The following is a 24,581-nucleotide window of genomic DNA, read 5'->3' on the forward strand; positions in this document are numbered from 1 at the left end:
GCTAGGTCGCTGGCAGCCCCGAGGCTAATGGCTCGACGCGGAAGTGAACACCGGGACCCGTGCGGGGTTCTGGTCACCCGGACGGATGAGGTCCGCGGTCCGGTCATAGCCGGACCCACGACGTCTGCAGCGGTTTCGCCTGCGGCGACCGCAGCGGTCGCAGCACCACGCTGAACAAGCCGATCGGGACGTCGAACTCGGCGTGTCCCTCGTCGTCGGTGGTGACGCTGAACGTCGCACCGGCACAGCGCACCTCGGCGGACGCCCGCTGGGCAGGCAACACGTCCATGCTGACCCGCCGTCCGCCACTCCGGTCGGTGACGCGCAGGTCGGCGCCGCCGTTGCGGTGGCCGAACCGCATCGTCCGGACGGTCGGGTCGGCGGCAGCGCGGCGGTCGTGATCGAGGACCGAGTCGAACATCAGGTCGGCGACGAGCGTCTCGACCGGGCGAGCGTCGAACGCACGACGTGCGGCGGCGCGCACCGACTCGGGTACGACGTTCACGGGCCCTCCTTCATCCACCCGGACGTCCCACGGCCGGGCGTCCTCCTCGGAGGAGTGAGCCCTGCGCAACGGTTCCGGTGACACTGCTACCTCCTAGGAAGAGCCGGCAGTCGCCGGATTGATACCCGTGCCCTCGACGATTGCCCGCAATTTCTCCAAGCAACGGCCACGGGTGGGGCCGATGCTGCCGATCGGGATGTCCAGCGCCGCCGAGATCTCGTCGTAGCTGGGCGCCGGGTCGAGCAGGAGCAACTGCAGCAGCTCCCGGCAGCGCGGGGTGAGCCGTCCGAAGGCCTGACGCATCTCGGCCTCCTGCTCGGCGGCGAGCAGGGCGGCGTCCGCCTCGGGGGTCGCCAGGCGGAGCCGGTCGGTCGCCGGGTCGAGTTCCTCGCCGGAGAGCACGGTGCGCTTCGCCCGGCCCAGCAGGCGGAGGCATTCCCGGCGCGCGGTCGTGGCGAGCCAGGCGCCCACCCGGCTCGGGTCGCTCAGCCGGTCGATGTTCTCCACCAGCCGCAGCCAGGTCGTCTGGCTGATGTCACCGGCGTCACCGGGGCTCAGCCGGTGATTGCGGGCGACGGTCCAGATCAGGCCGCCGTAGGCGTCGACGAGCGCGTCCCAGGCGCTCCGGTCCCCGTTGGCGGCGGCGCCCACGAGCATCGCCGCTTCCTCCGGCGCCAGGTTCGCGCGGCGGCCTCCGACCGGCTGGTGACCGGTCTGCGGTTCGTCGGGCTCGTTCACCAGGTCGGTGAGGCCCGCCACCTCGTCGGGTTCGAGCTGCGGCGGTTCGGACGCCTCGGGCGCGGCGGCCAGGCCGATCCGTGCGACCGAGGTGCGAGCCATCGGATCGGGGGTCATCGGTTCTGGCCGCCGACGTCTGCCGCCTGGAAGCCCGGCGCCATCCGCACGACGCCCCCACCGGCGAAGACCGACTCGTGCCGACGCCGCTGCTCCTCCCGGATCCAGGCGTCGACCTCGGAGCGGGCCGTGTGCAGGATCCACTCGTCGACCTGGGTGGTGGGCTGCTCGACCGGGTGCCGTGCCGGGTCGTTCGCGCCGGACAGGGCGCGGACGGTGGTCCAGCGCTCGGCCATCCGGAGCCAGGTCAGCTGCGAGACGACGGCGGCCTCGGCGCTCTCCAGGCCGGCCGTCGTCGCGATGCTCCAGATCGTGTCCATGTGCTGGTCGACCAGCGCGTCCCACAACTGGTCCACCCCGTGCGCGTCCCCCGACATACCGGACAATATACGCGGCAAACCGCGCTGATCGGGGGCGCTACTTCGCGTGGAACGTGTTCTGCACGGTCGCGAGGTCGGCGCCGAACAGCGCCTCGACGGCGTCGGCCGCCGTGTCGACGAGGAACGGCAGGTCTTTGCGCTCGGTCCCGCTGAAGTCCCGCAGCACGAAGTCGGCCGGGTCCTGCCTGCCGGGCGGCCGGCCGATCCCTACCCGGACGCGGAGGTAGTCCTTGGTGCCCAGCGACGTCGAGATCGAGCGCAGCCCGTTGTGGCCGTTGTCACCACCGCCGCGCTTGAGCCGGACGGTGTCGAACGGGATGTCGAGCTCGTCGTGGACGACGATCGTCCGCTCCGGCAAGACGCGGTAGTAGCTCCGCAGCCCGGCGACCGGACCGCCGGACTCGTTCATGTACGAGAGCGGCTTCGCCAGCACCACCCGGTGCCCACCGAGCCTGCCCTCGACCACGTCGGCACGGGACTTGTGCTTGGTGAACCGGCCACCGACCCGTTCGGCGAGCAGGTCGACGACCATCTGGCCGACGTTGTGCCGGTTGCCGGCGTAGCGCGGGCCGGGGTTGCCCAGCCCGATGACGAGCCAGGGGCCGTCGGCGCCTGCCTCAGTGGCCGCCACAAAATCCTCCTGGGACGAGTCCGGCCGGAACCCCGCAATCGGGGCCCCGGCCGGTCGGTATGTGGATCAGGCGTCGGCGGTCTGCTTCTCGTCCCGCTCGATGCCCGCCTCTGCCTCAGCGGCCTCCATCTCGGCCTCGGCCTGCGCGGCGCTCTGCTGGGCGACGACACCGACGACCCCGGCCTCGGGGTCGGTCACCAGCGTGACGCCCTTGGGCAGCTCGATGTCCTTGGCCAGCAGGTGCTTACCGATCTCCAGACCGTCGATGTTGACCTCGACACCGTCCGGGATGTTGGTGGCCTCGGCCTCGACCGTGAGCGTGGTGAGGTCCTGGTTGACCAGGCCACCCCGCTGCACCTGGCCGGTGAGGACGAGCGCCAGCTCGACCGTGACCTTCTCGCCCTTGCGGACGAGCAGCAGGTCGACGTGGTCAATGGTGGCCTTGATCGGGTCGCGCTGGACGGCCTTGGGCAGCGCCAGCTCCTTGCCACCGTCGATCTCTATCGTCAGCAGGGTGTTGGCACCGTGCTTGATCGCGGCGGCGAATTCGCGGGCCGGCAGGGCGATGTGACGAGGCGCCTGACCGTGCCCGTACAGCACGGCGGGGATCTTTCCGGCCCGGCGCGTGCGGCGTGCGCCGCCCTTGCCGAACTCAGTGCGCGGCTCGGCGGCGATTCGGACCTCGGACACGACGTAACTCCTCGAACGCAAGCGTGATCATCGATTGACGTTGGGCGAGGGGCCGTGTCGTGGGCACCGCAGACGACGCGAGAAAGAATCAGCGCGTCGATCACGGAGCCTGCGACACAGCCCCCTCGCCGGGCAACCTCGCCATCCTATCTTGCCCGGCCGGTCCAACACGAACCGGTCCCCTGGAAGCCTACAAGCTGCACAGACTCCCGCATACCCGGACACATAGGGTTATCGAACACATCTCATGTGCACCACCGGTGTTAACCGGCCCCCGGCGTCTCAACCCCAGCGTCCACAATTAGACACAAAAGCGCATTCAAGCGCCGCTCTTGCGTGAACGTGGAGCCCGCCCAGGGCGGCGCTGACATCCGCGCGCGAGGCCGCCTCGTATTAGTCGCGGCTGTCAGCGTCGTTCTGGGCGGGCAGCCCACTAAGAGGCGCCGCCGAAGAGGGAGGTGACGGAGCCGTCGTCGAAGACCTCGCGGATCGCGCGGGCGATCAGCGGAGCGATCGACAGCACGGTCAGCTTGTCGAGTTCCTTCTCCGGCGGGATCGGCAGCGTGTTCGTGAGGATCACCTCACTGATCGGGCCGTTCTTCAGCCGCTCGGTGGCCGGGTCGGACAGCACCCCGTGGGTGGCCGCGACGACGACGTCCGCGGCCCCCTCCTGCTTCAGCGCGTCGGCGGCCTTCGCGATCGTGCCGCCGGTGTCGATCATGTCGTCGACGAGGATGCAGGTGCGCCCCTTCACCTCACCGACGACCCGGTTCATGACGACCTGGTTCGGCACCAGCGGGTCCCGCGTCTTGTGGATGAACGCCAGCGGCGTACCGCCGAGGACGTCCGTCCACCGCTCCGCGACCCGCACCCGCCCGGAGTCCGGGGCCACCACGGTCAGGTCCCGGCCCGCGTACCGCTCCTTGACGTACTCCGCCAGCAGCGACAGCGCGAACAGGTGGTCGACCGGCCCGTCGAAGAAGCCCTGGATCTGGGCCGTGTGCAGGTCGACCGTCAGGATCCGGTCGGCGCCGGCGGTACGGAGCAGGTCGGCGACCAGGCGCGCGGAGATCGGCTCGCGCCCCTGGTGCTTCTTGTCCTGCCGCGCGTACGGATAGAACGGCAGCACGACGGTGACCCGCTTCGCCGAGCCGCGCTTGGCGGCGTCCAGCATGAGCAGCACCTCCATCAGGTGCTGGTTCACCGGCGCGCACATGCTCTGGATGATGAAGGCGTCCGACCCGCGCACGGACTCCTCGAACCGCACGAACAGCTCTCCGGAGGCGAACTCGAGGGCCCGGGTGGGAGTCACCCCGGTCTCGAGATCGACAGCGATCTCCGCGGCGAGCTCAGGCGCGGCCCGACCGGACAGGAGCACCAAGCTCTTGCGGCTCTTGGCGTGAAGTGCCATCGGTTCTGCGTCGCTTTCAGTGCAGCCGGGCGGCGGAGATCCGACCGGTTCGGCGTGAGGGGAACTCAGTGTTCACTGCCCAGAGCCGGGGATGTCGGTTGTGGCAGGAGGAATCGACCCCTCGACGGTACCCTCCCCGGAAGCGACGCGCCGAGCAGCCGCCGCCGCGTCGGCCGCCGCTGTGCCTGGTCGGCGCCGTTCGACCCACCCCTCGACGTTGCGCTGACGCGCCCTCGCGACCGCCATCGCGCCCGGCGGAACGTCCTCGGTGATGACCGAACCGGCCGCCGTGTACGCGCCGTCACCGACCGATACCGGAGCGACGAACATGTTGTCGCTACCGGTACGGCAGTGATCACCGATCGTAGTGTGGTGTTTCTTCACACCGTCGTAGTTGACGAACACGCTCGCCGCGCCGATGTTCGAGTGCTCACCGATCGTGGCATCGCCCACATACGTGAGATGAGGCACCTTCGAGCCCTCGCCGATCCGCGCGTTCTTCGTCTCGACGTACGTCCCCACCTTGGCCTTGCGAGCCAGCACCGACCCCGGCCGCAGGTAGGCGTACGGGCCGACGGAGGCCTCCGGGCCGATCTCGGCCTGGGTGGCGTGGGCCCGGACGACCGTGGCACCGGCCCCGACCGTGGTGTCGATCAGCGTCGTGTCCGGTCCGATCTCGGCGCGGTCCTCGATCACGGTCGCGCCCCGGAGCTGGACGTTCGGGTGGATCGTGACGTCCCGCCCGACGACGACGTCCACGTCGAACCAGACGCTGGCCGGGTCGATGACGGTGGCGCCCGCCCGCATCGCGGCGGTGACCAGCCGGTCGCGCAGCAGCGCGCGCAGGCCGGCGAACTCGACCCGGTCGTTGCAGCCGAGCGTCTCGCGGTAGTCGGGCGCGACCATCGCGGCGACCGGGTGCCCGTCCTCGACGAGCAGGCCCAGCACGTCGGTCAGGTACTCCTGGCCCTGGTCGTTGTCGGTGGTGAGCCGGTCGAGCATGGCCCGCAGGTGCTTAGCGTCGAACGCGAACATGCCGGAGTTGATCTCGGCGATCGTCCGCTCCTCGGCGGTGGCGTCGCGGTGCTCGACGATCCGCCGTACCCGGCCCTCGGCGTCCCGCACGATCCGGCCGAGGCCGGTGGGGTCGGGCACTGACGCGGTGAGCACGGTGGCGGCGTTGCCCGCCTCCACGTGGCCGTTGACCAGCGCCTGCAGGGTCTCGGCGGTGAGCAGCGGGGTGTCGCCGTTGAGCACGACGATCGGACCGTCCAGGTCGGGCAGCTCGGCCAGCGCGCAGCGGACCGCGTGGCCGGTGCCGAGCTGCTGGTCCTGCACCGCGGTCACGACCCGGCCGTCGAGGCCGGTCACGTGCGCGGTGACACGTTCACGCTGGAAGCCGACGACGACCGCCAGGTGTGCGGGCTCGAGCCGGCCTGCGGCCGCGAGCACGTGCCCCACCAGGCTGCGACCGCACAGCTCGTGGAGGACCTTGGGGGTGTCGGACTTCATCCGGGTTCCTTCGCCGGCGGCGAGGACCACGACGGCAGCCGGGCGGGCCGGGCTCGTCACAACGGTCTCCTGAGAACTAGGCGGCTGTGGGTGTGATGCTGCTGACTCAGCCGCATGCTAACCAGCGGGCGCGGTACCCGAATGACCGACGGCCCGCCTCCGTGCGGACCTCAAAGAGGGCACGAATCGGGAAGAAGGGGCTCGGCCGCCAGGATTCGAACCCGGACAAGCGACACCAAAAGACGCTGTGCTGCCTATTACACCACGGCCGAAGGCATCTCGATTCTTCCACAGGCCGCCGCGAACGGCTGGCGTAATCCCCCGCACCGATCCGATGCGTCCGTTTGGGCATCGGTACCAACCGTTCGTGCGCAGCGCGCAAATTCGACTCGCCCCTTGCCAAACTTACGGCTCCGTAGGTTACGCTTCCGTAAGCGTCGGTTGCTCGAAGCCGAGCAACGGCGTCCGCACTATCGTCTGATGCTGAAGGGAAGGCCATTGACTCCGACGACCGCAGCGGCCGCAGAGGCGACCGCCACTCCGGCTCCGGAGGGGACCGAGGCCGCCGCAACCGAAACCAAGCGTTCCGGTCAGCGTCCGCTCATTTTCGGGCGTAAGGGCAACATCGAGATCGCGTTCCTGTGGTTCTTCGTCGTGGCGCCCTTCGTGGCGCTCCTCGCGGCCGTGCCGTGGGCCTGGGGCTGGGGCCTCACCTGGACCGACGTCGCCATCTTCGCGGTCTTCTACATCACTACCGGGTTCGGCGTGACGGTCGGTTTCCACCGCTACCTCACGCACGGCGCGTTCAAGGCCAAGCGCTGGCTGCGGATCGCGCTGACCATCGCCGGCACGATGTCGATCGAGGGCGCGCCGATCCGCTGGGTCGCCGACCACCGTCGGCACCACCAGTACAGCGACATGGAGGGTGACCCGCACTCGCCGTGGCGTTTCGGCGAGTCGACCAAGGGCCTGGTCAAGGGCCTGGTCTGGGCGCACGTCGGGTGGCTGTTCGAGCGGGACAACTCCAACGCTCGCCGGTTCGCGCCGGACCTGATCCGCGACCCGGACATCAAGCGGATCCAGAAGAACTTCGTGCCGATCATGCTGTTCTCGCTGTTCGGCCCGGCCGTCATCGGTGGTCTGGTGACCTGGTCCTGGTGGGGCGCGGTCACCGCGTACTTCTGGGCGTCGCTGGTGCGGATCGCGCTGGTGCACCACGTCACCTGGGCCGTGAACTCGGTCTGCCACGTGGTCGGTGAGCAGCCGTACCGCTCCAACGACAAGGCTCACAACTACTGGCCGCTGGCGATCCTGAGCTTCGGCGAGTCGTGGCACAACTCCCACCACGCCGACCCGACCTGCGCGCGGCACGGCGTCGACCGGGGCCAGATCGACTTGTCGGCCCGCCTGATCTGGGTGTTCGAGAAGTTCGGCTGGGCCTGGGACGTCCGCTGGCCGAAGCGCGAGCGCTTCGAAGCACGGCGCGTCGAGAAGGTCGCCGCGTAACCACCGCACTCCCCGACGGCCGCCGCGAGGTCCTCGTGGCGGCCGTCGTGTGCTTCCCCCACGTCTGTGCGGCATATGGACGCTGCGGCGCGCGGCGTAACGTCCATAGGACGTCACGGTCACCCGGTAACCACGGACGTGGCGCGCAGCACGCAGGTCCGGCACGCCGCGCAACTCGCTTCGCGCGGCTGACAGGATGGAATCGTGACGGACGACCACGAACGCAGGCGCGGAGCCCGGGTCCGGATGACCGGCAAGGAACGACGCGAACAGCTGCTGACGATCGCCCGGAAGCTCTTCGCCGACCGCGGTTTCGAGGCCACTTCGATCGAGGAGATCGCCACCCGCGCCAGCGTCAGCAAGCCGGTGGTCTACGAGCACTTCGGCGGCAAGGAAGGGCTGTACGCCGTCGTCGTCGACCGCGAGATGCGACACCTGCTCGACAGCATCACGAACGCGCTGACCGGCGGGCACCCGCGAATCCTGCTGGAGCAGGCCGCGCTCGCGCTGCTCACCTACATCGAGGACGAGACCGACGGCTTCCGGATCCTGGTCCGGGATTCGCCGGTCGCCACCTCGGCCGGCACGTTCTCCAGCCTGATCAGCGACATCGCCAGCCAGGCCGAGTACATCCTGGCCGGCGAGTTCAAGAGCCGCGGTTACGAGAGCAAGCTCGCCGGCCTGTACTCGCAGGCGCTGGTGGGCATGGTCGCGCTGACCGGCCAGTGGTGGCTCGAGGCACGCAAGCCGAACAAGGAAGACGTGGCCGCCCACCTGGTGAACCTCGCCTGGAACGGCCTGTCCAACCTGGAGGCCAAGCCCCGTATCCGCGGGCCCAAGGACAGCTGACGCACAAAGGCCGGCCCTTTCGGGCCGGCCTTTGTGCAGACGGACGTCAGTGCGCGGCGCCGACCGGCTCCTTCTCCGACGAAGCCGCGTGCGACGGACGGCGGACCGTCGCCGAGCCGGAGACGCCGCTGTAGAGCGCCGCGGTGAACCAGAGCGTGCCCAGCAGGTACATGACGCAGACGCTGGTGACCGTGAACGCGAGGAAGTTGTCGCCGTTCCGGATGAAGATCAGGCCGATCGTGCCGACGACCCAGAGCACCGGCCCGAGGACCGAGTTGACCTTGGCGTCGATGTTGCGGCCGGCCAGCGCCGCCAGCAGCGCGATGCCGCCGACGACGATCCAGAACACGCCTGCCGCCGGGTTGGCGACCATGCCCCAGACCTTTTCACCCTCGTTGTCGGTGAACGAGCCGCCCGACGTCTGGATCAGTGCGATGGCGCCGTAGGCGATGGACGCCGCACCGGTCACGATGGTCAGGCCCCGGTACAGGCCACGAAGCGGATGGTCGACCGGTAGGTGGGACATTCAAGGGCCTCCCTGTTCTGCGGCCGAGCACGGTCGTCGGCCAGATTCTGCCCGAACTCATCGGCGGACCGTCGACCAGGTGTCGGCAATCCGTGGAATCAGTGCGCCGGATCACACGTGCTCGGAGAGCTCCAACCATGATTCCTCAGCCGCCTCGCGCTCCGCCTGCAGACCGCGCAGCTCGGCGTCCAGCTCGGCGACCTTCGCAAAATCGGTCGAGTGCTCGGCCAGCCGGTCGTGCAGCTTCCGCTCGCGCTCCTCCAGCTTCGCGATCTGCCGCTCGAGCCGGCTGAGCTCCTTCTTCGCGGCGCGCTGGTCGGCCGCGGACAGTCCTGCCGCCTCCCCATCGGCCGCCGTGTCGGATCCGTCACCCACGCCGGCGGGACTACCGGCTCCCGACGATGCGGGGCCCGGCCGACCGCTACCGGCGCCCGCGGCCGCGCGTCGCTGGAGGTACTCGTCGATCCCGCCGGTCAGCATTCGCAGCGCCCCGTCGCCGAGCAGCGCCCACACCTGATCGGTGACGCGTTCGACCAGGTAGCGGTCGTGGCTGACGACGACCAGCGTCCCCGGCCAGGAGTCCAGCAGGTCCTCCAGCGCCTGGAGCGTGTCGATGTCGAGGTCGTTGGTCGGCTCGTCCAGCAGCAGGACGTTCGGCCCGGCCATCAGCAGACGCAGCAGTTGCAAGCGCCGACGTTCACCGCCGGAGAGGTCGCCGACCGGCGTCCACTGCCGGGCGGAGGAGAACCCGAACATCTCCGCGAGCTGGGAGGCCGTGAGGTCGCGGTCGCCGACGGTCAGCCGCCGGGCCACCTCCTCCACCGCCTCCAGCACACGCAGCGTCGGCGGTAGCTCGACGACCTCCTGGGACAGGTACGCCGCCTTCACGGTCTTGCCGACCTTCACCTCGCCCGAGTCGGGGCGGTTCTGCTCGGCGAGAAGGCGCAGCAGGGTCGACTTGCCCGCGCCGTTGACGCCGACCAGCGCGTACCGGTCGCCCGGCCCGATCCGCCAGGTGACCCGGTTCAGGATCGTCCGGTCGCCGAAGCTCAGCGACGCGTCCTCGACGTCGTAGACCTGCTTGCCGATCCGGGTGCCGGCCAGCCGCTTGAGCTGAACCGTGTCGCGCGGCTCGGGGACGTCCGCGATCAGGGCGTTCGCGGCCTCGATCCGGAACTTCGGCTTGCTGGTGCGAGCGGGCGCGCCGCGCCGCAGCCAGGCCAGCTCCTTGCGCATCAGGTTCTGGCGGCGTTCCTCGGCTGCGGCGGCCTGCCGGGACCGCTCGGCACGCGCCAGGACCCAGGCGGCGTACCCACCCTCGTACTGCTCGACCTGACCGTCGGTCACCTCCCAGGTCCGGGTGCAGACCGCGTCGAGGAACCAGCGGTCGTGCGTCACGACGAGGAGCCCGCCCCGCCGGCCCACCAGGTACTCGGCCAGCCAGGCCACACCCTCGACGTCGAGGTGGTTCGTCGGCTCGTCGAGCACCAGCAGGTCGGTGTCGCGGACCAGCAGCGCCGCCAGCGCCACCCGGCGGCGTTCGCCACCGGACAACGGCCGCACCGGAGCGTCCAGACCGATCGTGTGCAGGCCCAGGCCGTCGAGGACGGTCCGGATCCGCGCGTCGCCGGCCCACTCGTGCTCGGCGCCGAAGGCGGCGGGCAGCCAGGCGGACCCGATGACGACGTCGCGCACCAGCGCGTCGTCGGGGAAGACGACCGACTGCGTCAGGTGACCGAGGCGGAGGCCGCCGCGGTGGGTGACCCGCCCGGAGTCCGGCTGTTCCGCCTTCGTGAGGACGCGCAGCAGCGTCGACTTGCCCGCGCCGTTGAGGCCGACGACGCCGATCCGCTCGGCCTCCCCCAGCCCGAGCGACACCTGGTCGAGCAGCGTCCGGGTGCCGTGGCTGACGCTGACGTTCTCCACGCTGACCAGGTTGATGGCCGCCATCAGTCCTCCACCGTCAGCCGAGCGCCCTCGACCGGACCGTGCGCGATGAGCACCGCGCTGACGCCCGGTACCGCCGCGTTGCGCAGTTGTTGCGCTATCCGTTCCGCGTGGGCGGCGTCGGCCGCGAGGAACGCGCAGGTGGGGCCGGAGCCGGACACGATGCCGCCGAGCGCGCCCGCGGTGCGGCCGGCCGCGAGCACGTCCGCCAGCTCGGGACGGAGTGAGAGCGCTGCGGCTTGCAGGTCGTTGCAGAGCGCCTCGGCGAGCGCGGTGGGATCGGGATCGTCGAGCGCCTTGACGACGGCCGTCGGGTCGGACGCGCTCGCGTCGGCGCCGCGCAGCCGGTCGGTCTCGGCGTACACCGCGGGGGTGGACAGCCCTTCACCGGCCACCGCGAGCACCCAGTGCCGCCGGTAGGGGTGGCTCAGCGGAGCCAGCCGCTCGCCGCGGCCGGTGCCGAGCGCGTCGCCACCGTGGAGGGCGAACGGGACGTCCGAGCCGAGCCCGGCCGCGAGCGCGTGCAGCCGCTCGATCGGCGTCGCGAGGTTCCACAGCGCGTCACCCGCGAGCAGCGCGGCGGCCGCGTCGGCGGAGCCACCGGCCATGCCACCGGCGACCGGGATGCCCTTGCGCAGCCGGACGGTGACCGCGGGCTCGACCTTGGCCGCGGCGGCCAGCGCGTGCAGCGCTCGCACGGCGAGGTTGCGCTCGTCGGTAGGGACGCCGTCGGTGGACACGCCGTCGACCGGGTTGTCGTCGACCGGGTTGCGATCGGCCGGCGGCTCGGCCGCGGCGGCGTCGAGGATCAGTCGGACGCCTGGCGGGCCCGGCTCCAGCGTGAGCTCGTCGTGGAGTGACACCGCGTGGAAGACGGTCGCCAGATCGTGGAATTTGTCGTCGCGCAACGGCCCGACGCCCAGATGCAGATTGATCTTGGCCGGGACCCGTACGCGGACCGCGGAACGGGACGGAACGGTCAGCGGATACTCCTCCATCGAACGGGCGTGCGCCCTCAGGCTACCGGTCCCCCGAGGTCCGCCCGTCCCAGGCGGCCCGCCTGTGGACACGGAACGGGGCCCACCCCGGCTGGGTGGGCCCCGTTACTGTGTGTTACTTCACTGCGACGTTATTCAGCGAGGAAGCGGCTGGTCGCCGTTCTTGCCGAACTGAATGTCGTCGTCGCCGTTGGCGAAGTACCACATGGCGTTCGAGCCACGGAACACACCGACATCGGTGGTGCCGTCGCCGTCGAAGTCACCGGCGAACGGAGTGTCCGTTCCCCGCCCGAAGCGGAGGTTCGAACCGCCCTGGAAGTACCAGGTGCCGTTCGACGGACGGTACACAGCGATGTCGTCGGACTCGTCACCGTCGAAGTCGCCGCGGACCGGGATGTCACCGCGGGTGCCGTACTTGTAGTTGCCGACGCCCTTGATGTACCAGGTGCCGTTCGACGGGCGGAACACGGCGAACTCGTCGTCGCCGTCACCGTCGTAGTCGGCCGGAACCGGGATGTCGCCGTTGGTGCCGTACGGGACGGTGGCTCCGTCCTTGACGTACCAGGTGCCGTTCGAGGGCCGGAACACCGTGAGGTCGGTCTCCTCGTCACCGTCGAAGTCACCGGAGACCGGGGTGTCGCTGGACCGCCCGTGGCTCACCGGCGCCTCACCCTCGACCTTCCAGGTGCCCCCGCTGAACACGGCCATGTCGAACTCGGCGTCGTCGTCGAAGTTGCCGACGACCGGCTTGTCACCGGCCTTGCCGAATTTCTCCTGCTGGCCCGGCCAGTTGAACGAACCGTCCGACGGGCGGAACGTGGCGACGTCCGACTCACCGTCGGCGTCGTAGTCAGCCCAGACGGCCTTCTTCTCGCCCGGCTCCTCCGGCTCCGAACCGACGCCCACGGTCAACGTGGCGAGACCGTTGGTGAACACGGAGTCAGCCTCGTTGGTCGCGATCGCGCGGTAGCGCGTGCCGGACTGTTCCTTGGTGAGGTTCCGCACCGTGAGGCGCGGCGTGTTGGCGCCCTCGATGTTCGGGCCGTTCGTGATGTCGTTCCAGATCTGCGACCCGGGTGCCTGCCACTGCCAGGACCACTCGGGCGTCGGGTCACCGCTGGCCTCAGCGGTGAACGTCACCGAGTGACCGATCGCGCCGGTCTGGTTCTCCGGCTGACGGGTGATCGTCGGCGCGATGCCCAGGATGGTCAGGGCGACCGGCGACGCCGCCGCCGCACCGGCCGGGTTGATCGCGACGGCCCGGTACTCCCAGCCGTCCATGTCCCCGCTGGTCATGATCCGCAGCGACCGCCCGTTGGAGCCGCTGATCGTCTCCTTCGGAGAGTTCTGCACGGTGACGTAGGGCAGCGTGGAGTTGCCGGGAACTCCCGGCAGGCCCCGACGCTCCCAGCGGAACGTCGGTGTCGGCACGCCACCGGTAGCCGACGCCACCAGGGTTACGGCGGCTCCGGCGACCACGGTGGTGGACGACGTCGGCGTCACCGTCGCGGAGATCGGTCCGACGGCGGTTCGCACCTGGACGGATGCCGCGTCGGCACCGTTCGGTCCGGCGGTGCCGAACCGCAGGATGTCCGTCGCCGGGTTGACGACCGTGACGGCTGCGCCGGTGACCGGGCTGTCGGCCTTCCACACCGAGCTTCCGCTGTTGAAGTCGGTGTCCAGGATGCCCGTCGGGTAGATCCGGGAGAGTTCGATCTTCTCGTCCGAGCAGCGGTTGGCGACATAGACGTAGTTCGTCGTCGCCGTGATGTGCGACCGGCTGCCGGAGCAGGGCGTCGACCACGTCGTGACGCCACCGCCACCGGTGGCCACCGTGCCCGTTCCACCGAGCCGGCCGAACCCGGAGTCGTCCAGCGCACCTGCGGCATCGAGGCTCGCCACGAACGTGCTACCGCCGGTGCGGCCGGTCACCAACACGCTGTCGCCGATCGCGCCGGACGGAATCAGGTCGCCGAGAACCTCGTCGGTCCACCGCTGCTTGGTGGTGCCGCCGGTCGGGCTGGTGTCCTCGGCAAAATTGGTCTCAAAAGCATCGCTGATGCCGTCCGCGTCGAAAGCGGTCTCCAGCACACCGGCGTCGTCGATCTCGAAAACGCCGGAGTCACCGGAGGTCTCCCCCGGGTCGGCCGCGAGGACACCGAACGTCGCGCTCGGCGCCTGGTAGGTACCGACGACGTTGCCCGGGTTGGTGGCGGTGCTGGGACGGACCGCGATACCGCCCAGCGAAGTGGCACTCGGCACCACGAAGTAGCCGGAGGTGCCGCCGAAGTTGGTGGTGTCGAGCCCACCGTTCTCCAGGATCCGGACCACCCGCGCCGTCCGGGCGCCCCCGGCGGAGACCGAGTTGATGCCGATCACGAGGCCGTCGTCGCCGGAAGTCGTCTGCAGTTCGGCATCGACGATGTTCAGCGGCGCCGACCCCGCCAGTCCGAACGCCGTGGGTGAGATGGGCGCACCGGCGAAGCCACCAACGGGTGCACCGGTCGTCGAACTCAACTTCAGAACGACCAGCCCGGCGCTGTTCGTGCCGATCACGTAGAAGGCGGTGTTGGCGCTGTCGAGGAGCAGGCGCGACACGGTCGTACCACTCGGCACGGTGACGAGCACCTGGCCATCCAGGCCCCAGGTGTCGTCCAGGTCGTCGCCGGCAGTGACGAATCGGGTCAGCGTCACCCGCCGCTGTCCAGTGCCCTCCTGGCCGAGGACCACTCGCTCGGTGCCGTCGTCGACCGCGTCGACACCCCGGGTCGGGATGAGGCCCGCAGCGTTACCGCTGATGGCCCCCGCGATCGCAATACCGTCGTCTCGCCCGCCGTAGGACGGGTCGAGGACCAGACCGGCCGCATGGGCAGCGGTAGGACTGGCGAGCATTGCCGCAACCGTGCCGATGCCCGCCGCAGCCGCCACCAGTGGCGTCGTGCGTCGGGCGGCACGGCGTGCATGTACCCCCATGCTGGTTCCCCCCAATGTGTATAACCCCCTCCCGACGGTAATCGGGAGTCTCGGGACACGCTAGCACTTTCGGTACATATCTGACTTATTGCCATATAGCGGCGAGTTCTTCTTCTATGCCCCATGACCCGCCTGATCGTCATGAAGGACATAAGACTGACGCCGCTGCAAAAAAGGAACGCCGTTTACTAGCGCTACGCTCCAGCGCCGTCCTGATCAGAGGACGCAACAGATGACTGAGGGCTCCGTCCCCGACCCTCTTCGTCGGGGGCGGAGCCCTCAGTGGAACGACGCTTGCGGACTACCGGACGGTCAGCGTCGCTGACGGCGAGGTCACGGTGGCTGCCGTCGTCGTGGCTACCACTCGGTACCGGTATCCGGTCCGAGCAGTGGTCAGGCCGGTCAACGTCAAGGTGTTCGACGTCGCCCCCGATATCCCGGTGCCATTCGTCAGATTCGCCCAGGTCGCGCCCGCCGCGGGCGGGAGCGCCTGCCACTGCAGGGTGGGCGCCGGATCACCGGCGACCGTGACGGTGAACGTCGCGGTCCCGTTCACTGCCGTCACCGACGTCGGCGCGGTAACCGTCGGAGGAGTGACCTGGACAGTCAGCACCGCCGAGTCAGATACGGCCGGGTTCCCGATTCCATTGGACGCGATCGCCCGGTAGCGATATCCGCTCTGCGCGGTCGTCAGGCCCGTCAACGACAACGTCGTGGACGTCGCTCCGGAGACGTTCGTCCAGACCCCGTTCGGGATCTTGCGCTGCCACTGCACAGTCGGCGTCGGCGCACCGCCAAGAGACACCGAGAACGTCGCCGCCCCGCCCGACGCCGTCACGCTGTTCGGGTCAGTGACCGTCGGCGCGATCCCCACCGAGAGCGTTGCCGGTCCGGAGTACACGGTCCCGAACGTGTTGCTCACCGCCGCCCGGTACCGGTAGCCGAAGCTCGCATCGGACAGTGAACTCAGTTCCAACCGGTCCGACGTCGCTCCGGCCACGCCAGTGCCGTTCGTCAGGTTGGTCCACGTCGCGCCGTTCGTCGCGGCGAGCTGCTGCCACTGCACGGACGGCGTCGGCGTGCCTGCGACCGTCACCGAGAAGACTGCCGAACCTCCGGACTGGACAATCGCGTTGTTCGGATCGGACGACACGGTCGGCGGCTGCCCCACCGTCAACGTGGCCGGCTCGGAGGCCACCGGCCCACCAGCCGAGTTGGTCACCGTCGCCCGGTACTGCTCCCCGTCCTGCGCCGACCGGACTCCGGAAAGCACCAGGGTCGTGGACCTCTCCCCCAGGATCCCGGGACCGTTCTCCATCGGCGTCCACGAGTCGCCGGACCTCACCTGCCACCGCACCTGCGGCAACGGCGAACCCGTGACCGATACGCTGAACACCGCGGTGCCACCGGCCACCACACTCTGCGCCGATGGGTTCGTCACCGTGGGAGCCGCGCCCACCGACAGCGTTGCCGAGTCCGAGTTCACGGTTCCGGCAGCGTTCGTCACCACTGCGCGGTACCGATACCCGTCCTCGGCCGGGGTCAGGCCCGTCAGCTCCAGCGTCGCCGAGGTGGCGCTCTCGACGCCCGTCACGTCGGTCCAGCGCGCACCCTCCGAGGCAGCCAGGTACTGCCACTGCACCTCCGGCACCGGCGTGCCTTCGACCGCTATCGAGAACGTCGCCGCGCCGTTTCGCGCGGTCGCGTTGAGCGGGTCGGTGGTGACGCTGGGCGGCGTCCGCACCGTCAACGTCGCCGACTGGGACGGCACCGGCTCCCCGGCCGGGTTCGTCGCCATCGCCCGGTACTGCCGCCCGTCCATCTCCGCGGTGACGCCGGACAGCACCAACGTCGTCGAGGTAGCCCCGGATACCCCGGAACCGTCCTGCAGATTCGTCCAGGCTTGGCCATCGGTGGTGGTCTCCCACTGCACCGACGGCAGCGGAGAACCGGTGACCGACACGCTGAACACCGCAGTGCCGCCTGCCGACGTGGTCTGCGACGCCGGGTCCGTCACCGATGGCGCCGTCCCCACCGTCAAGGTCGCCGAATCCGAGGGCACGCTGCCCGCCGAGTTCGTCACCACCGCCCGATACCGGTAGCCGTCAGAGCCTGAGGTCAGGTCGGACAGCGAGAGCGTCTCCGTCGTCGCACCGGACACGCCAGGACCGTCGCTCAGATCCGACCAGTTGCCGGCCGGCGTGCGGTACTGCCACTGCACCGTCGGGGCAGGGTCTCCCTCGGCGTCGACGGTGAAGGTCGCGGTCCGGTCGGACGCCGCGATGGCGTTCCCTGGCGTCGTCACGGTCGGCGGCGTCGGTTGCACGGTCAAGGTCCGCGCGTTCGAAACCGCCGACGTCACGCTGTTGGTCGCCAACACCCGATACCGGTAATTCGACATCGATGTGTCCACCGACGTCAGGTGCAGGGTGTCTCCGACCGCGCCGGTGATATTCGTGAACGACGAACCACCATTCGTGCTCCGCTGCCACTGCAACGTCGGCGCCGGATCACCCGCTGACACCGTCGCCGTGAACGACGTCGACGAACCCGCGACCACGGTCCGATCCGGCGCCACCGACACCGACGGCGCGATGCCCGCCACGGTCAGCGTCCGCGCCACGGAATTCGTCGACGTCACGCTGTTCGTCGCCACCACCCGGTATCGATAGTCGGTCATCGACGCCGTCACAGACGGCAGAGTCAATGTCGTCCCGGTCTCGGTCGCGATATCGGCGAACGTCGAACCACCGTCCGTGCTCCGCTGCCACTGCAACGTAGGCGCCGGATCACCGGCCGACACCGTTGCAGTGAAGGACGCCGGGTTTCCCGAAACGACGCTCTGATCCGCCGACACCGACACGGCGGGTGCGATGCCCGCTACCGCCAGCGTCCGCGCCTCGGACGGCGTCGACGTCACGCTGTTCGTCGCGACCACCCGATACTGGTAACCGTTCATCGACGCCGTCACCGGTCCCACGGTCAACGTCGTCCCGGTCTCGGTCGCGATATCGACGAACGTCGAACCACCGTTCGTACTCCGCTGCCACTGCAACGTCGGCGTGGGATCGCCGCTTCGTGTCGCCGTCAGCGTAGTCGAGTCTCCTGAGTTCAGCGCGACGGTCCCCGATATCGACACCGCCGGGGTCGTCCCCGTCACCGTCAGCGTCTTCACGTTCGACGTTGCCGTCGTCACGCTGTTCGTGGCGACTACCCGGTACTCATAGCCGGTCATCGACGTACTCACCGAGGACACGGTCAACGTGTCCCCGGTCTGGGTCGCGATGTCGACGAACGTCGAACCACCGTCCGTGCTCCGCTGCCACTGCAGCGTCGGCGTCGGATCACCCGACTTCGTCGCGGTCAACACCATCGAATCGCCCGAGTTCAGTGCGGCGGTACCCGCGATCGACACCGAGGGCGCGATGCCGGCCACCGTCAGGGTGGCCACGTTGGAGGTAGCAGAGTTGTAAATGTTGGTCGCTCTCGCCCGGTACTGGCGATTGTTCAGCGCAGTCGTCACATTCGACAGCACCAACGTCGTCGCGGTCTGGGCCTGAATGTCGTTGAACGTCGAACCACCGTCCGTGCTCTGCTGCCACTGCAACGTCGGCGTGGGATCGCCGCTTCGTGTCGCCGTCAACGTCGTCGAATTCCCCGAGTTCAACGTCACGTTCCCGGCTATCGAGACCGTGGGGCTGGCGCCGATCTCCAGGGTGACCGGGTCGGAAATGTCGGTGCCAACACCGTTCGTGACCAGCGCCCGGTACTGAGCACCGTTCAGCGCCGCGGTCACGTTGCTGATCGTGAGCGTCGCCGATCGGGCACCAGACACACCGGGCGTACCGGTGGCGTTGGCAACCGACGTCCACGCGTTGCCGACGAGGCGCTGCCACCGCCAACTCAGCGGCGTGGCCCCCGCCGTCACCGGGGCGGTGATGTCCAGGGAGGTGCCCGCAGCCGACCGGACCGGATCCGCCACCGCTGCGCCGACGTCCGGCGCGGCGCCCACCGTAAGTGTCACTACGTTCGAGAAGGTGTCGCCGTCGCCGTCGGCGTTCGACAGTTTCACCCGGAACCGGGTCCCGTTCAGACCGGCGGCCAGGTCCGAGAGCGAGAGCGTGTCCGTGGTCGCGCCGCTGATCGTCGCGCCGAGCGGCGCGCCCGTACTCGTCGAGCCGTCGGTGACCGCGGTCCATGTCCCGGCCGCGTCGTACTGCCACTCGTAGGAGGTGGCATTGCTGCTCTCCACGGTGAACTCCACGCTGCCGTTGACGGCGCTACCGTCGTTCACCGGCTGGAGCTGGATTGCCGGCGGCACCGCCACCGCCGGGACCGGCACCGCGACGAAGGCCAGCGCTGTCACCAGGCCGACCGCGAACGTCAATGCGCGCCTCCGCCGACGGGCGCCGTCACCCGTATCTGTTCCCATCTGCTTCTCCCCCGACCCCAGTTACGGCGCTTACACCGAAAACTGATCATAGGAGCGGATGGTAACATTTGCCCTATTTGCGAATATTATAGACGGGTCCCCATGGCTGGCTGCGGTCGCGCAGAGTCAGCGGCCCCGCTGATTCTGCGCTGCCGCGATGCGGGCGAACGTCGTGATGTCGACCGTCTCACCGCGTGCGCTGGGGTCCACCCCGGCGGTCCGCAAGGCCGCCTCCGCTTGCGGCGCTCCCCCGGCCCATCCGGCCAGGGCGGCCCGCAGCGTCTTGCGGCGCTGCGCGAACGCGGCGTCGACCACCGCGAACGTGTCCTTGCGCGACGCACCGACCGGTGGGTCGCGCCGTTCCAGCCGCACCAAGCCGGAATCCACATTGGGAACGGGCCAGAAGACCGCGCGCGGGACCGCGCCGGCCTTGGTCACCGCGGAGTACCAGGCCGCCTTGGCGCTCGGCACGCCGTACGTGCGCGAACCGGGTGGCGCGGCCAGCCGGTCGGCGACCTCGGCCTGGACCATCACCAGCCCGGTGCGCAACGTCGGCACGGTCTCCAGCAGGTGCAGGACGACCGGCACAGCCACGTTGTACGGCAGGTTCGCGACCAGCGCGGTGGGCCCGGCGGTGGCCGGCGTCCCGCCACCCGCGTGACCGGCCGCGGCCGGTGCGGTCGCCGCGCCCCGCGGCTCGGCCGATGCGTCAGCCGAGACAGCGGCCGGGGCCGACGCGTCAGTCGAGACGGTCGGGAGGGCTGCCACGTCAGCGGCGACGGCGGCCGGGTGAGGCGCGCGGACGCGCTGGGCGGCGTCGGTCAGCTCCGCGAGCGAGACGGTCATCGCGTCGGCGGTCAGCACCGCCAGGCGCGCGGAACGGGACGGCAGCCGATCGGCGACCGTGTCCGGCAGGGCTGCGGCGAGCACCGGGTCGATCTCGACCGCCACGACGCCGGCAGCGGCGCCTAGCAGTCCGAGCGTCAACGAGCCGAGGCCGGGGCCGACCTCGAGCACGACGTCGTCCGGGCCGATGCCCGCGGTGCGGACGATGCGCCGGATCGTGTTCGGGTCGTGGAGAAAATTCTGGCCGAGCGTCTTGGTCGGACGCACGCCGAGCCGCTCGGCCAGCGCACGGATCTCCGCCGGCCCGAGCAACCCGTCCTCGGAGGATGAGCGCTCGCGCGAAGACCGTGATGGAGCCACGCCCGGAACGATACCCAGGCCCTTCCCTGCGGGACGGCGCCGGATCACGCGAAACCGGTCTCTAAGGCGCAGCTTAGAGACCGGTTTCGCGTCGATCAGCGCGTTGTAGCCGACGGCCTAGGAGAACAGGCGCGAACCGCAGACCGGCCACTGACCGGCACCGGCGGCGTTGTACAGCTTGATCGCGCGGTAGGTCTGTTCCGCGGCGCTCGCCTGGCTCGGCAGACCGGTGCCGCCCACCCGCCGCCACGTGCTCACGCTGAACTGGTAGAGCCCGTGGTAGGTGCCACCAGCGGAAACCACGCTCACGCGTCCACCGGACTCGCACTGCGCCAACGCCGCCCAGTTCAGGCCGTTGCCGCCCGTGGGGTACGCCTTGGTGCCCTTCGCGACCACGGTCGTCTTGGCGGCGGTCAGCACGGTCTTGGAGACCACCTGCTGACCGGTCAACTTGCCGTCCGTGTAGACGTACTGGATGACGCGCCGCTCGGTTCCGGAGCGCCCCTGCGTCACCACCCGCTTCTCGCCGGTGAACATGCTCGAGTCCGAGCGCGTCTGGACCGGCGCCGCGATCTTCACGGTCTTGGCCGCGGTCTTCGTGGTGATCCGCTGGATCGTCACCTGCTGGCCGGCCGCCAGCACCGTCGTGACCGCCGGGATCACCCGGTCGTCCGCGTCGAGCGTGAGGCCCTTTTCGTCGAGCAACTCATCCACGGTCGCTGCGTAGGTGGTTGCGGTCGCGGTCTTACCGTCCGCCTTCAGCGTCACCTGCTTCTGCGTATTGACGCTGAACGCGGCGTTGACCAGCGGCAGGCGCGAGCGGCGCGACGCGGAGATCTTGACGTCCCGGCGGCCCATGCTGAGCTCGTTGAGCGCCTCGTCGACGGTCGGCGCGGTGACCCAGACCTCGCGGGTCGTGCCGTCGATCGTCACCTTGAGTTTGCGGGCCCGATCGATCTCGATCGTGTCGCCCTTCCGGACTTCGGCATCAACGGCGGGGATGACCTCGTCCCGTTCGCCGACCTTCACGTCTGCGGCGTCGAGGACACCGGCGACGTCGTCCGCGTGGGTGTGCACCGTCCGTTCTTCTCCGTCAACACGAAGAGTCACTGCGCGGTCGGTGGCTACCCAGGCACCTCCTCCGGCCAATAACGCCGCGACAGAGGCGATCGTGATTCCCGTAGCTACTTTTTTCGCGCGTGGCGAGCGGTACTCCACCCGACTCCAGACCTTGGCGGACCCGGGCAGGACGGTGAAACGAACTGCGGTCCATCCCGGCTTCGTGGGTCGCTAGGTGAACCCTGGCGACCCGACGGGCCACCGTACGTGCCCGTTCGCCACGTCGCCACCCACCTATCCGGGCACGATCAGGACATCTAGGCCCAGCGCCGTCCGGTTTGTAGCGCGCTGCGAGGTCACTTTCGTGGACTTACTCACGCCCCGGATCACGTCGCGACCGGCTATCCACAGGGGCCGAAGACGCGTTCGCCGGTGGCCCAGAGCGCCGCGGACAGCTCGTCCACGTCCTCTCCCCGAACCTCGGCCAACGCCCGCACGATCAACGGAATCAGATACGGAGCGTTGGGGCGCCCGCGGTACGGCATCGGCGTCAGGTACGGCCCGTCGGTCTCCACCAGCAGCAGTTCCCGCGGCGCCACCGCGGCGGCGTCCCGAAGGTTCTGGGCGTTCTTGAACGTCAGCGTGCCCGCGAAGCTCATCACGTAGCCGGCGTCCGCACACCGCCGGGCCATGGCCTCGTCGCCGGAGTAGCAGTGGAAGACGACCTTCTCAGGCGCGCCCTCGGATTCCAACACGCGGAACACGTCGTCGTGGGCGTCCCGATCGTGGATCACCAGCGCTTTGCCGTACTGCTTGGCCAGCTGGATGTGCGCGCGGAACGACTCCTCCTGCGCTGCGACACCCTCCGGACCCGTGCGGTAGTAGTCCAGCCCGGTCTCGCCGATCCCGCGGACTTCGGGGCGGGCAGCCAGCTTCTCGATCTCCGCGAGCGCGGCGTCCAGATCGGTGAGGCCGGGAACGTCGTTCGGGTGGATCGCCACGGTCGCCGCCACCGACGGGTACGAGGCGGCCAGGTCCGCTGCCCAGACCGACGACGGCACGTCACAGCCCACTTGGACGACCCGGGTGACGCCCACCGCTGCGGCCCTGGCCAGGGCCGCAGCGGGGTCACCGCCTTGCACGTCGAGGTGGGTGTGGCTGTCCAGAACCGCCGTCGTCAGCGGCTCGGGATCCGGCGGCGCCGAACCCTCGCGAGGGCTCACTCGCCCCCCAACCGTGCCAGCTCTTCCTCCACGATCGACTCGTCGAGCTTCTTGAACACCGGCTTCGGCGGAGCCAGCGGACGCCCCACCTCGATCGGCCGCGACGCCCAGCGTGCCTGCGCCGCCGCGTAGTCACCGGAGATGACCGGATAGTCCGGTCCGCCCTCCTCAGAGACCTCGCGGATCTCCGGCGAGCCCGACCAGACGCCGGTCTCTCCCAGCAGCTCGTGCACTTTCTGCGCCGAGTGCGGCAGGAACGGCGTCAACAGCGCTTTGCAGTCGTCGACGACCTGCAGCGCGGTGTGCAGCACGGTGTCCCGACGCTCGTGCGTCGAAGGATCCTTCAGCGACCAGGGCGCCTGGTCGGAGAGGTACTTGTTCGCCTCGCCGACGACCCGCATCGCCTCGCCGATCGCCGCCTTGAACCGCGACCGCTCCAGCAGCGCCCCGACCGACGCGAACGCGGCCTTCGACGTGTCGAGCAGGGCGGCGTCCGCCTCGGTGAGCGTCCCGGGAGTGGGCACCGCACCGACGTTCTTCGCGGCCAGCGAGATCGACCGGTTGACCAGGTTGCCCCAGCCGGCGACCAGCTCGTCGTTGTTGCGCCGGCGGAACTCCGTCCACGTGAAGTCCGTGTCCTGGTTCTCCGGACCGGCCGCCGCGATGAAGTACCGCAGCGAGTCGGCGTCGTACCGCGACAGGAAGTCGTTGACGTAGATGACGACCCGGCGGGACGACGAGAACTTCTTGCCCTCCATCGTCAGGAACTCGCTCGAGACGACCTCGGTCGGCAGCTCCAGGGTCCCGTACGCCCCCGGCGAACCACCGCGCGACCCGCGACCGTCGTAGCCGAGAAGCTCGGCCGGCCAGATCTGCGAGTGGAACGTGATGTTGTCCTTGCCCATGAAGTAGAACGAGGACGCCTCGGGGTTGCACCACCAGGACTTCCAGGCGTCCGGCTCCCCCGAGCGGCGCGCCCACTCGACCGACGCCGACAGGTACCCGATCACCGCGTCGAACCAGACGTAGAGCCGCTTGTTGGGGTTGTCCTCCCAGCCGGGCAGCGGCACCGGGACACCCCAGTCGATGTCCCGGGTCATCGCCCGCGGCTTGAGGTCGTCGAGCAGGTTCAGCGAGAACTTGAGGACGTTCGGCCGCCAGTCGGTGCGGGTCTGCAGCCAGGCACCGAGCGCCTCGGCCAGCGCGGGCAGGTCGAGGAAGAAGTGCTCGGTCTCGACGAACTGCGGCGTCTCGCCGTTGATCTTCGAGCGCGGGTCGATCAGGTCCGTGGGGTCGAGCTGGTTGCCGCAGTTGTCGCACTGATCGCCACGGGCGCTCGGATAGCCGCAGATCGGGCAGGTGCCCTCGATGAAGCGGTCGGGCAGCGTGCGGCCGGTCGACGGGCTGATCGCGCCCTTCGTCGTCTTCTCGATCATGTACCCGTTGCGGTACAGGGTCTTGAACAGCTCCTGCGCCACCGCGTAGTGGTTGCGCGTGGTCGTGCGGGTGAACAGGTCGTACGAGAGCCCCAGGCCCTGCAGATCGTCGACGATCACTCGGTTGTAGCGGTCGGCGAGCTCGCGCGCGGTCACGCCCTCCTGCTCGGCCTGGACCAGGATCGGCGTCCCGTGCTCGTCGGTGCCCGAGACCATGAGCACCTTGTTGCCCGCCATGCGCTGATACCGGCTGAATACGTCCGACGGGACGCCGAATCCGGAGACGTGGCCGATGTGCCGCGGGCCATTGGCGTAGGGCCACGCGACCGCAGTGAGGATGTGACGGGTCATGCCCCAAGCCTATGCCGTCGGTAGGAGACGTTTTTCCGCGATAGGCCACAGCACCCGCCACGCCGACAAACGGAACTATCCGTCATTACGG

Annotated in this window: 18 protein-coding genes and 1 tRNA gene; 2 read left to right on the forward strand and 17 right to left on the reverse strand. The window is 69.5% G+C overall.

Annotated features, from left to right (window positions below; translation table 11 throughout):
- Window positions 1–103: 103 nt before the first annotated feature.
- The 8 genes from BUB75_RS34620 to BUB75_RS34655 form a co-directional block, all read right to left on the reverse strand.
- Window positions 104–505, reverse strand: coding sequence for a hypothetical protein (locus BUB75_RS34620; RefSeq protein ID WP_073263303.1), 402 nt, complete (start codon window positions 503–505; stop codon window positions 104–106).
- A gap of 93 nt (window positions 506–598) precedes the next feature.
- A complete protein-coding gene (locus BUB75_RS34625; RefSeq protein WP_073263466.1) occupies window positions 599–1,183 on the reverse strand; it encodes an RNA polymerase sigma factor in 585 nt (194 codons plus the stop codon).
- A gap of 173 nt (window positions 1,184–1,356) precedes the next feature.
- The gene (locus tag BUB75_RS34630; protein WP_073263305.1) at window positions 1,357–1,737 is read right to left on the reverse strand and encodes a hypothetical protein; all 381 of its coding nucleotides are present in this window, start codon (window positions 1,735–1,737) and stop codon (window positions 1,357–1,359) included.
- Window positions 1,738–1,777: 40 nt separating this feature from the next.
- Entirely contained in the window at window positions 1,778–2,371 is a 594-nt protein-coding gene (pth, locus tag BUB75_RS34635) for an aminoacyl-tRNA hydrolase (RefSeq protein WP_073263307.1), read from the reverse strand.
- Between the two features lie 66 nt (window positions 2,372–2,437).
- A complete protein-coding gene (locus BUB75_RS34640) occupies window positions 2,438–3,061 on the reverse strand; it encodes a 50S ribosomal protein L25/general stress protein Ctc (RefSeq protein WP_073263308.1) in 624 nt (207 codons plus the stop codon).
- A gap of 433 nt (window positions 3,062–3,494) precedes the next feature.
- Window positions 3,495–4,472, reverse strand: coding sequence for a ribose-phosphate diphosphokinase (locus BUB75_RS34645; protein WP_073263310.1), 978 nt, complete (start codon window positions 4,470–4,472; stop codon window positions 3,495–3,497).
- 72 nt (window positions 4,473–4,544) lie between these two features.
- Window positions 4,545–6,044 carry a bifunctional UDP-N-acetylglucosamine diphosphorylase/glucosamine-1-phosphate N-acetyltransferase GlmU gene (gene glmU, locus BUB75_RS34650; protein ID WP_073263312.1) on the reverse strand — a complete coding sequence of 500 codons (1,500 nt, stop codon included), beginning with the start codon at window positions 6,042–6,044 and terminating at the stop codon, window positions 4,545–4,547.
- Window positions 6,045–6,184: 140 nt separating this feature from the next.
- A tRNA-Gln gene (locus BUB75_RS34655) sits at window positions 6,185–6,256 on the reverse strand.
- A 226-nt stretch (window positions 6,257–6,482) separates the two neighbouring features.
- Between BUB75_RS34655 and BUB75_RS34660 the strand changes: the two genes are divergently transcribed.
- Both BUB75_RS34660 and BUB75_RS34665 read left to right on the forward strand, forming a co-directional pair.
- Entirely contained in the window at window positions 6,483–7,490 is a 1,008-nt protein-coding gene (locus BUB75_RS34660; RefSeq protein WP_218617954.1) for an acyl-CoA desaturase, read from the forward strand.
- A gap of 246 nt (window positions 7,491–7,736) precedes the next feature.
- Entirely contained in the window at window positions 7,737–8,339 is a 603-nt protein-coding gene (locus tag BUB75_RS34665) for a TetR family transcriptional regulator (RefSeq protein WP_084742104.1), read from the forward strand.
- A gap of 46 nt (window positions 8,340–8,385) precedes the next feature.
- On the opposite strand, the gene BUB75_RS34670 is transcribed toward BUB75_RS34665, so the two are convergent.
- The 9 genes from BUB75_RS34670 to metG form a co-directional block, all read right to left on the reverse strand.
- Window positions 8,386–8,865, reverse strand: a complete 480-nt coding sequence (locus tag BUB75_RS34670) for a hypothetical protein (protein ID WP_073263316.1) — start codon at window positions 8,863–8,865, stop codon at window positions 8,386–8,388.
- Between the two features lie 111 nt (window positions 8,866–8,976).
- Window positions 8,977–10,815 (reverse strand): ABC-F family ATP-binding cassette domain-containing protein, encoded by a 1,839-nt coding sequence (locus tag BUB75_RS34675; RefSeq protein WP_073263318.1) that lies wholly within the window; start codon window positions 10,813–10,815, stop codon window positions 8,977–8,979.
- Window positions 10,815–11,810, reverse strand: coding sequence for a 4-(cytidine 5'-diphospho)-2-C-methyl-D-erythritol kinase (locus BUB75_RS34680; protein WP_073263320.1), 996 nt, complete (start codon window positions 11,808–11,810; stop codon window positions 10,815–10,817). The genes BUB75_RS34675 and BUB75_RS34680 overlap by 1 nt, the downstream gene beginning before the upstream one ends.
- A gap of 135 nt (window positions 11,811–11,945) precedes the next feature.
- Window positions 11,946–14,783: an immunoglobulin domain-containing protein gene (locus tag BUB75_RS34685; RefSeq protein WP_084742082.1), complete on the reverse strand. Its 2,838-nt coding sequence runs from the start codon at window positions 14,781–14,783 to the stop codon at window positions 11,946–11,948.
- Between the two features lie 301 nt (window positions 14,784–15,084).
- Window positions 15,085–19,215, reverse strand: a complete 4,131-nt coding sequence (locus BUB75_RS34690) for a beta strand repeat-containing protein (RefSeq protein WP_143175608.1) — start codon at window positions 19,213–19,215, stop codon at window positions 15,085–15,087.
- A 126-nt stretch (window positions 19,216–19,341) separates the two neighbouring features.
- Window positions 19,342–20,373, reverse strand: coding sequence for a ribosomal RNA small subunit methyltransferase A (locus BUB75_RS34695; protein WP_178380064.1), 1,032 nt, complete (start codon window positions 20,371–20,373; stop codon window positions 19,342–19,344).
- Window positions 20,374–20,538: 165 nt separating this feature from the next.
- A complete protein-coding gene (locus BUB75_RS34700) occupies window positions 20,539–21,639 on the reverse strand; it encodes a ubiquitin-like domain-containing protein (protein WP_084742084.1) in 1,101 nt (366 codons plus the stop codon).
- 242 nt (window positions 21,640–21,881) lie between these two features.
- Window positions 21,882–22,703, reverse strand: a complete 822-nt coding sequence (locus BUB75_RS34705) for a TatD family hydrolase (protein ID WP_073263328.1) — start codon at window positions 22,701–22,703, stop codon at window positions 21,882–21,884.
- Window positions 22,700–24,490 (reverse strand): methionine--tRNA ligase, encoded by a 1,791-nt coding sequence (gene metG, locus BUB75_RS34710; protein ID WP_073263330.1) that lies wholly within the window; start codon window positions 24,488–24,490, stop codon window positions 22,700–22,702. Before metG ends, BUB75_RS34705 begins: the two co-directional genes overlap by 4 nt.
- Window positions 24,491–24,581 lie beyond the last annotated feature (91 nt).

This window comes from Cryptosporangium aurantiacum, from assembly GCF_900143005.1.
Lineage (GTDB): Bacteria > Actinomycetota > Actinomycetes > Mycobacteriales > Cryptosporangiaceae > Cryptosporangium > Cryptosporangium aurantiacum.

Bases quoted from the DNA above. Each gene is read 5' to 3' on its own strand.
- metG (WP_073263330.1), bottom strand. From the start codon at position 24,490: ATGACCCGTCACATCCTCACTGCGGTCGCGTGGCCCTACGCCAATGGC.
- BUB75_RS34645 (WP_073263310.1), bottom strand. From the start codon at position 4,472: ATGGCACTTCACGCCAAGAGCCGCAAGAGCTTGGTGCTCCTGTCCGGT.
- BUB75_RS34670 (WP_073263316.1), bottom strand. From the start codon at position 8,865: ATGTCCCACCTACCGGTCGACCATCCGCTTCGTGGCCTGTACCGGGGC.
- BUB75_RS34680 (WP_073263320.1), bottom strand. From the start codon at position 11,810: ATGGAGGAGTATCCGCTGACCGTTCCGTCCCGTTCCGCGGTCCGCGTA.
- BUB75_RS34665 (WP_084742104.1), top strand. From the start codon at position 7,737: ATGACCGGCAAGGAACGACGCGAACAGCTGCTGACGATCGCCCGGAAG.
- BUB75_RS34675 (WP_073263318.1), bottom strand. From the start codon at position 10,815: ATGGCGGCCATCAACCTGGTCAGCGTGGAGAACGTCAGCGTCAGCCAC.
- BUB75_RS34685 (WP_084742082.1), bottom strand. From the start codon at position 14,783: ATGGGGGTACATGCACGCCGTGCCGCCCGACGCACGACGCCACTGGTG.
- BUB75_RS34690 (WP_143175608.1), bottom strand. From the start codon at position 19,215: ATGGGAACAGATACGGGTGACGGCGCCCGTCGGCGGAGGCGCGCATTG.
- BUB75_RS34630 (WP_073263305.1), bottom strand. From the start codon at position 1,737: ATGTCGGGGGACGCGCACGGGGTGGACCAGTTGTGGGACGCGCTGGTC.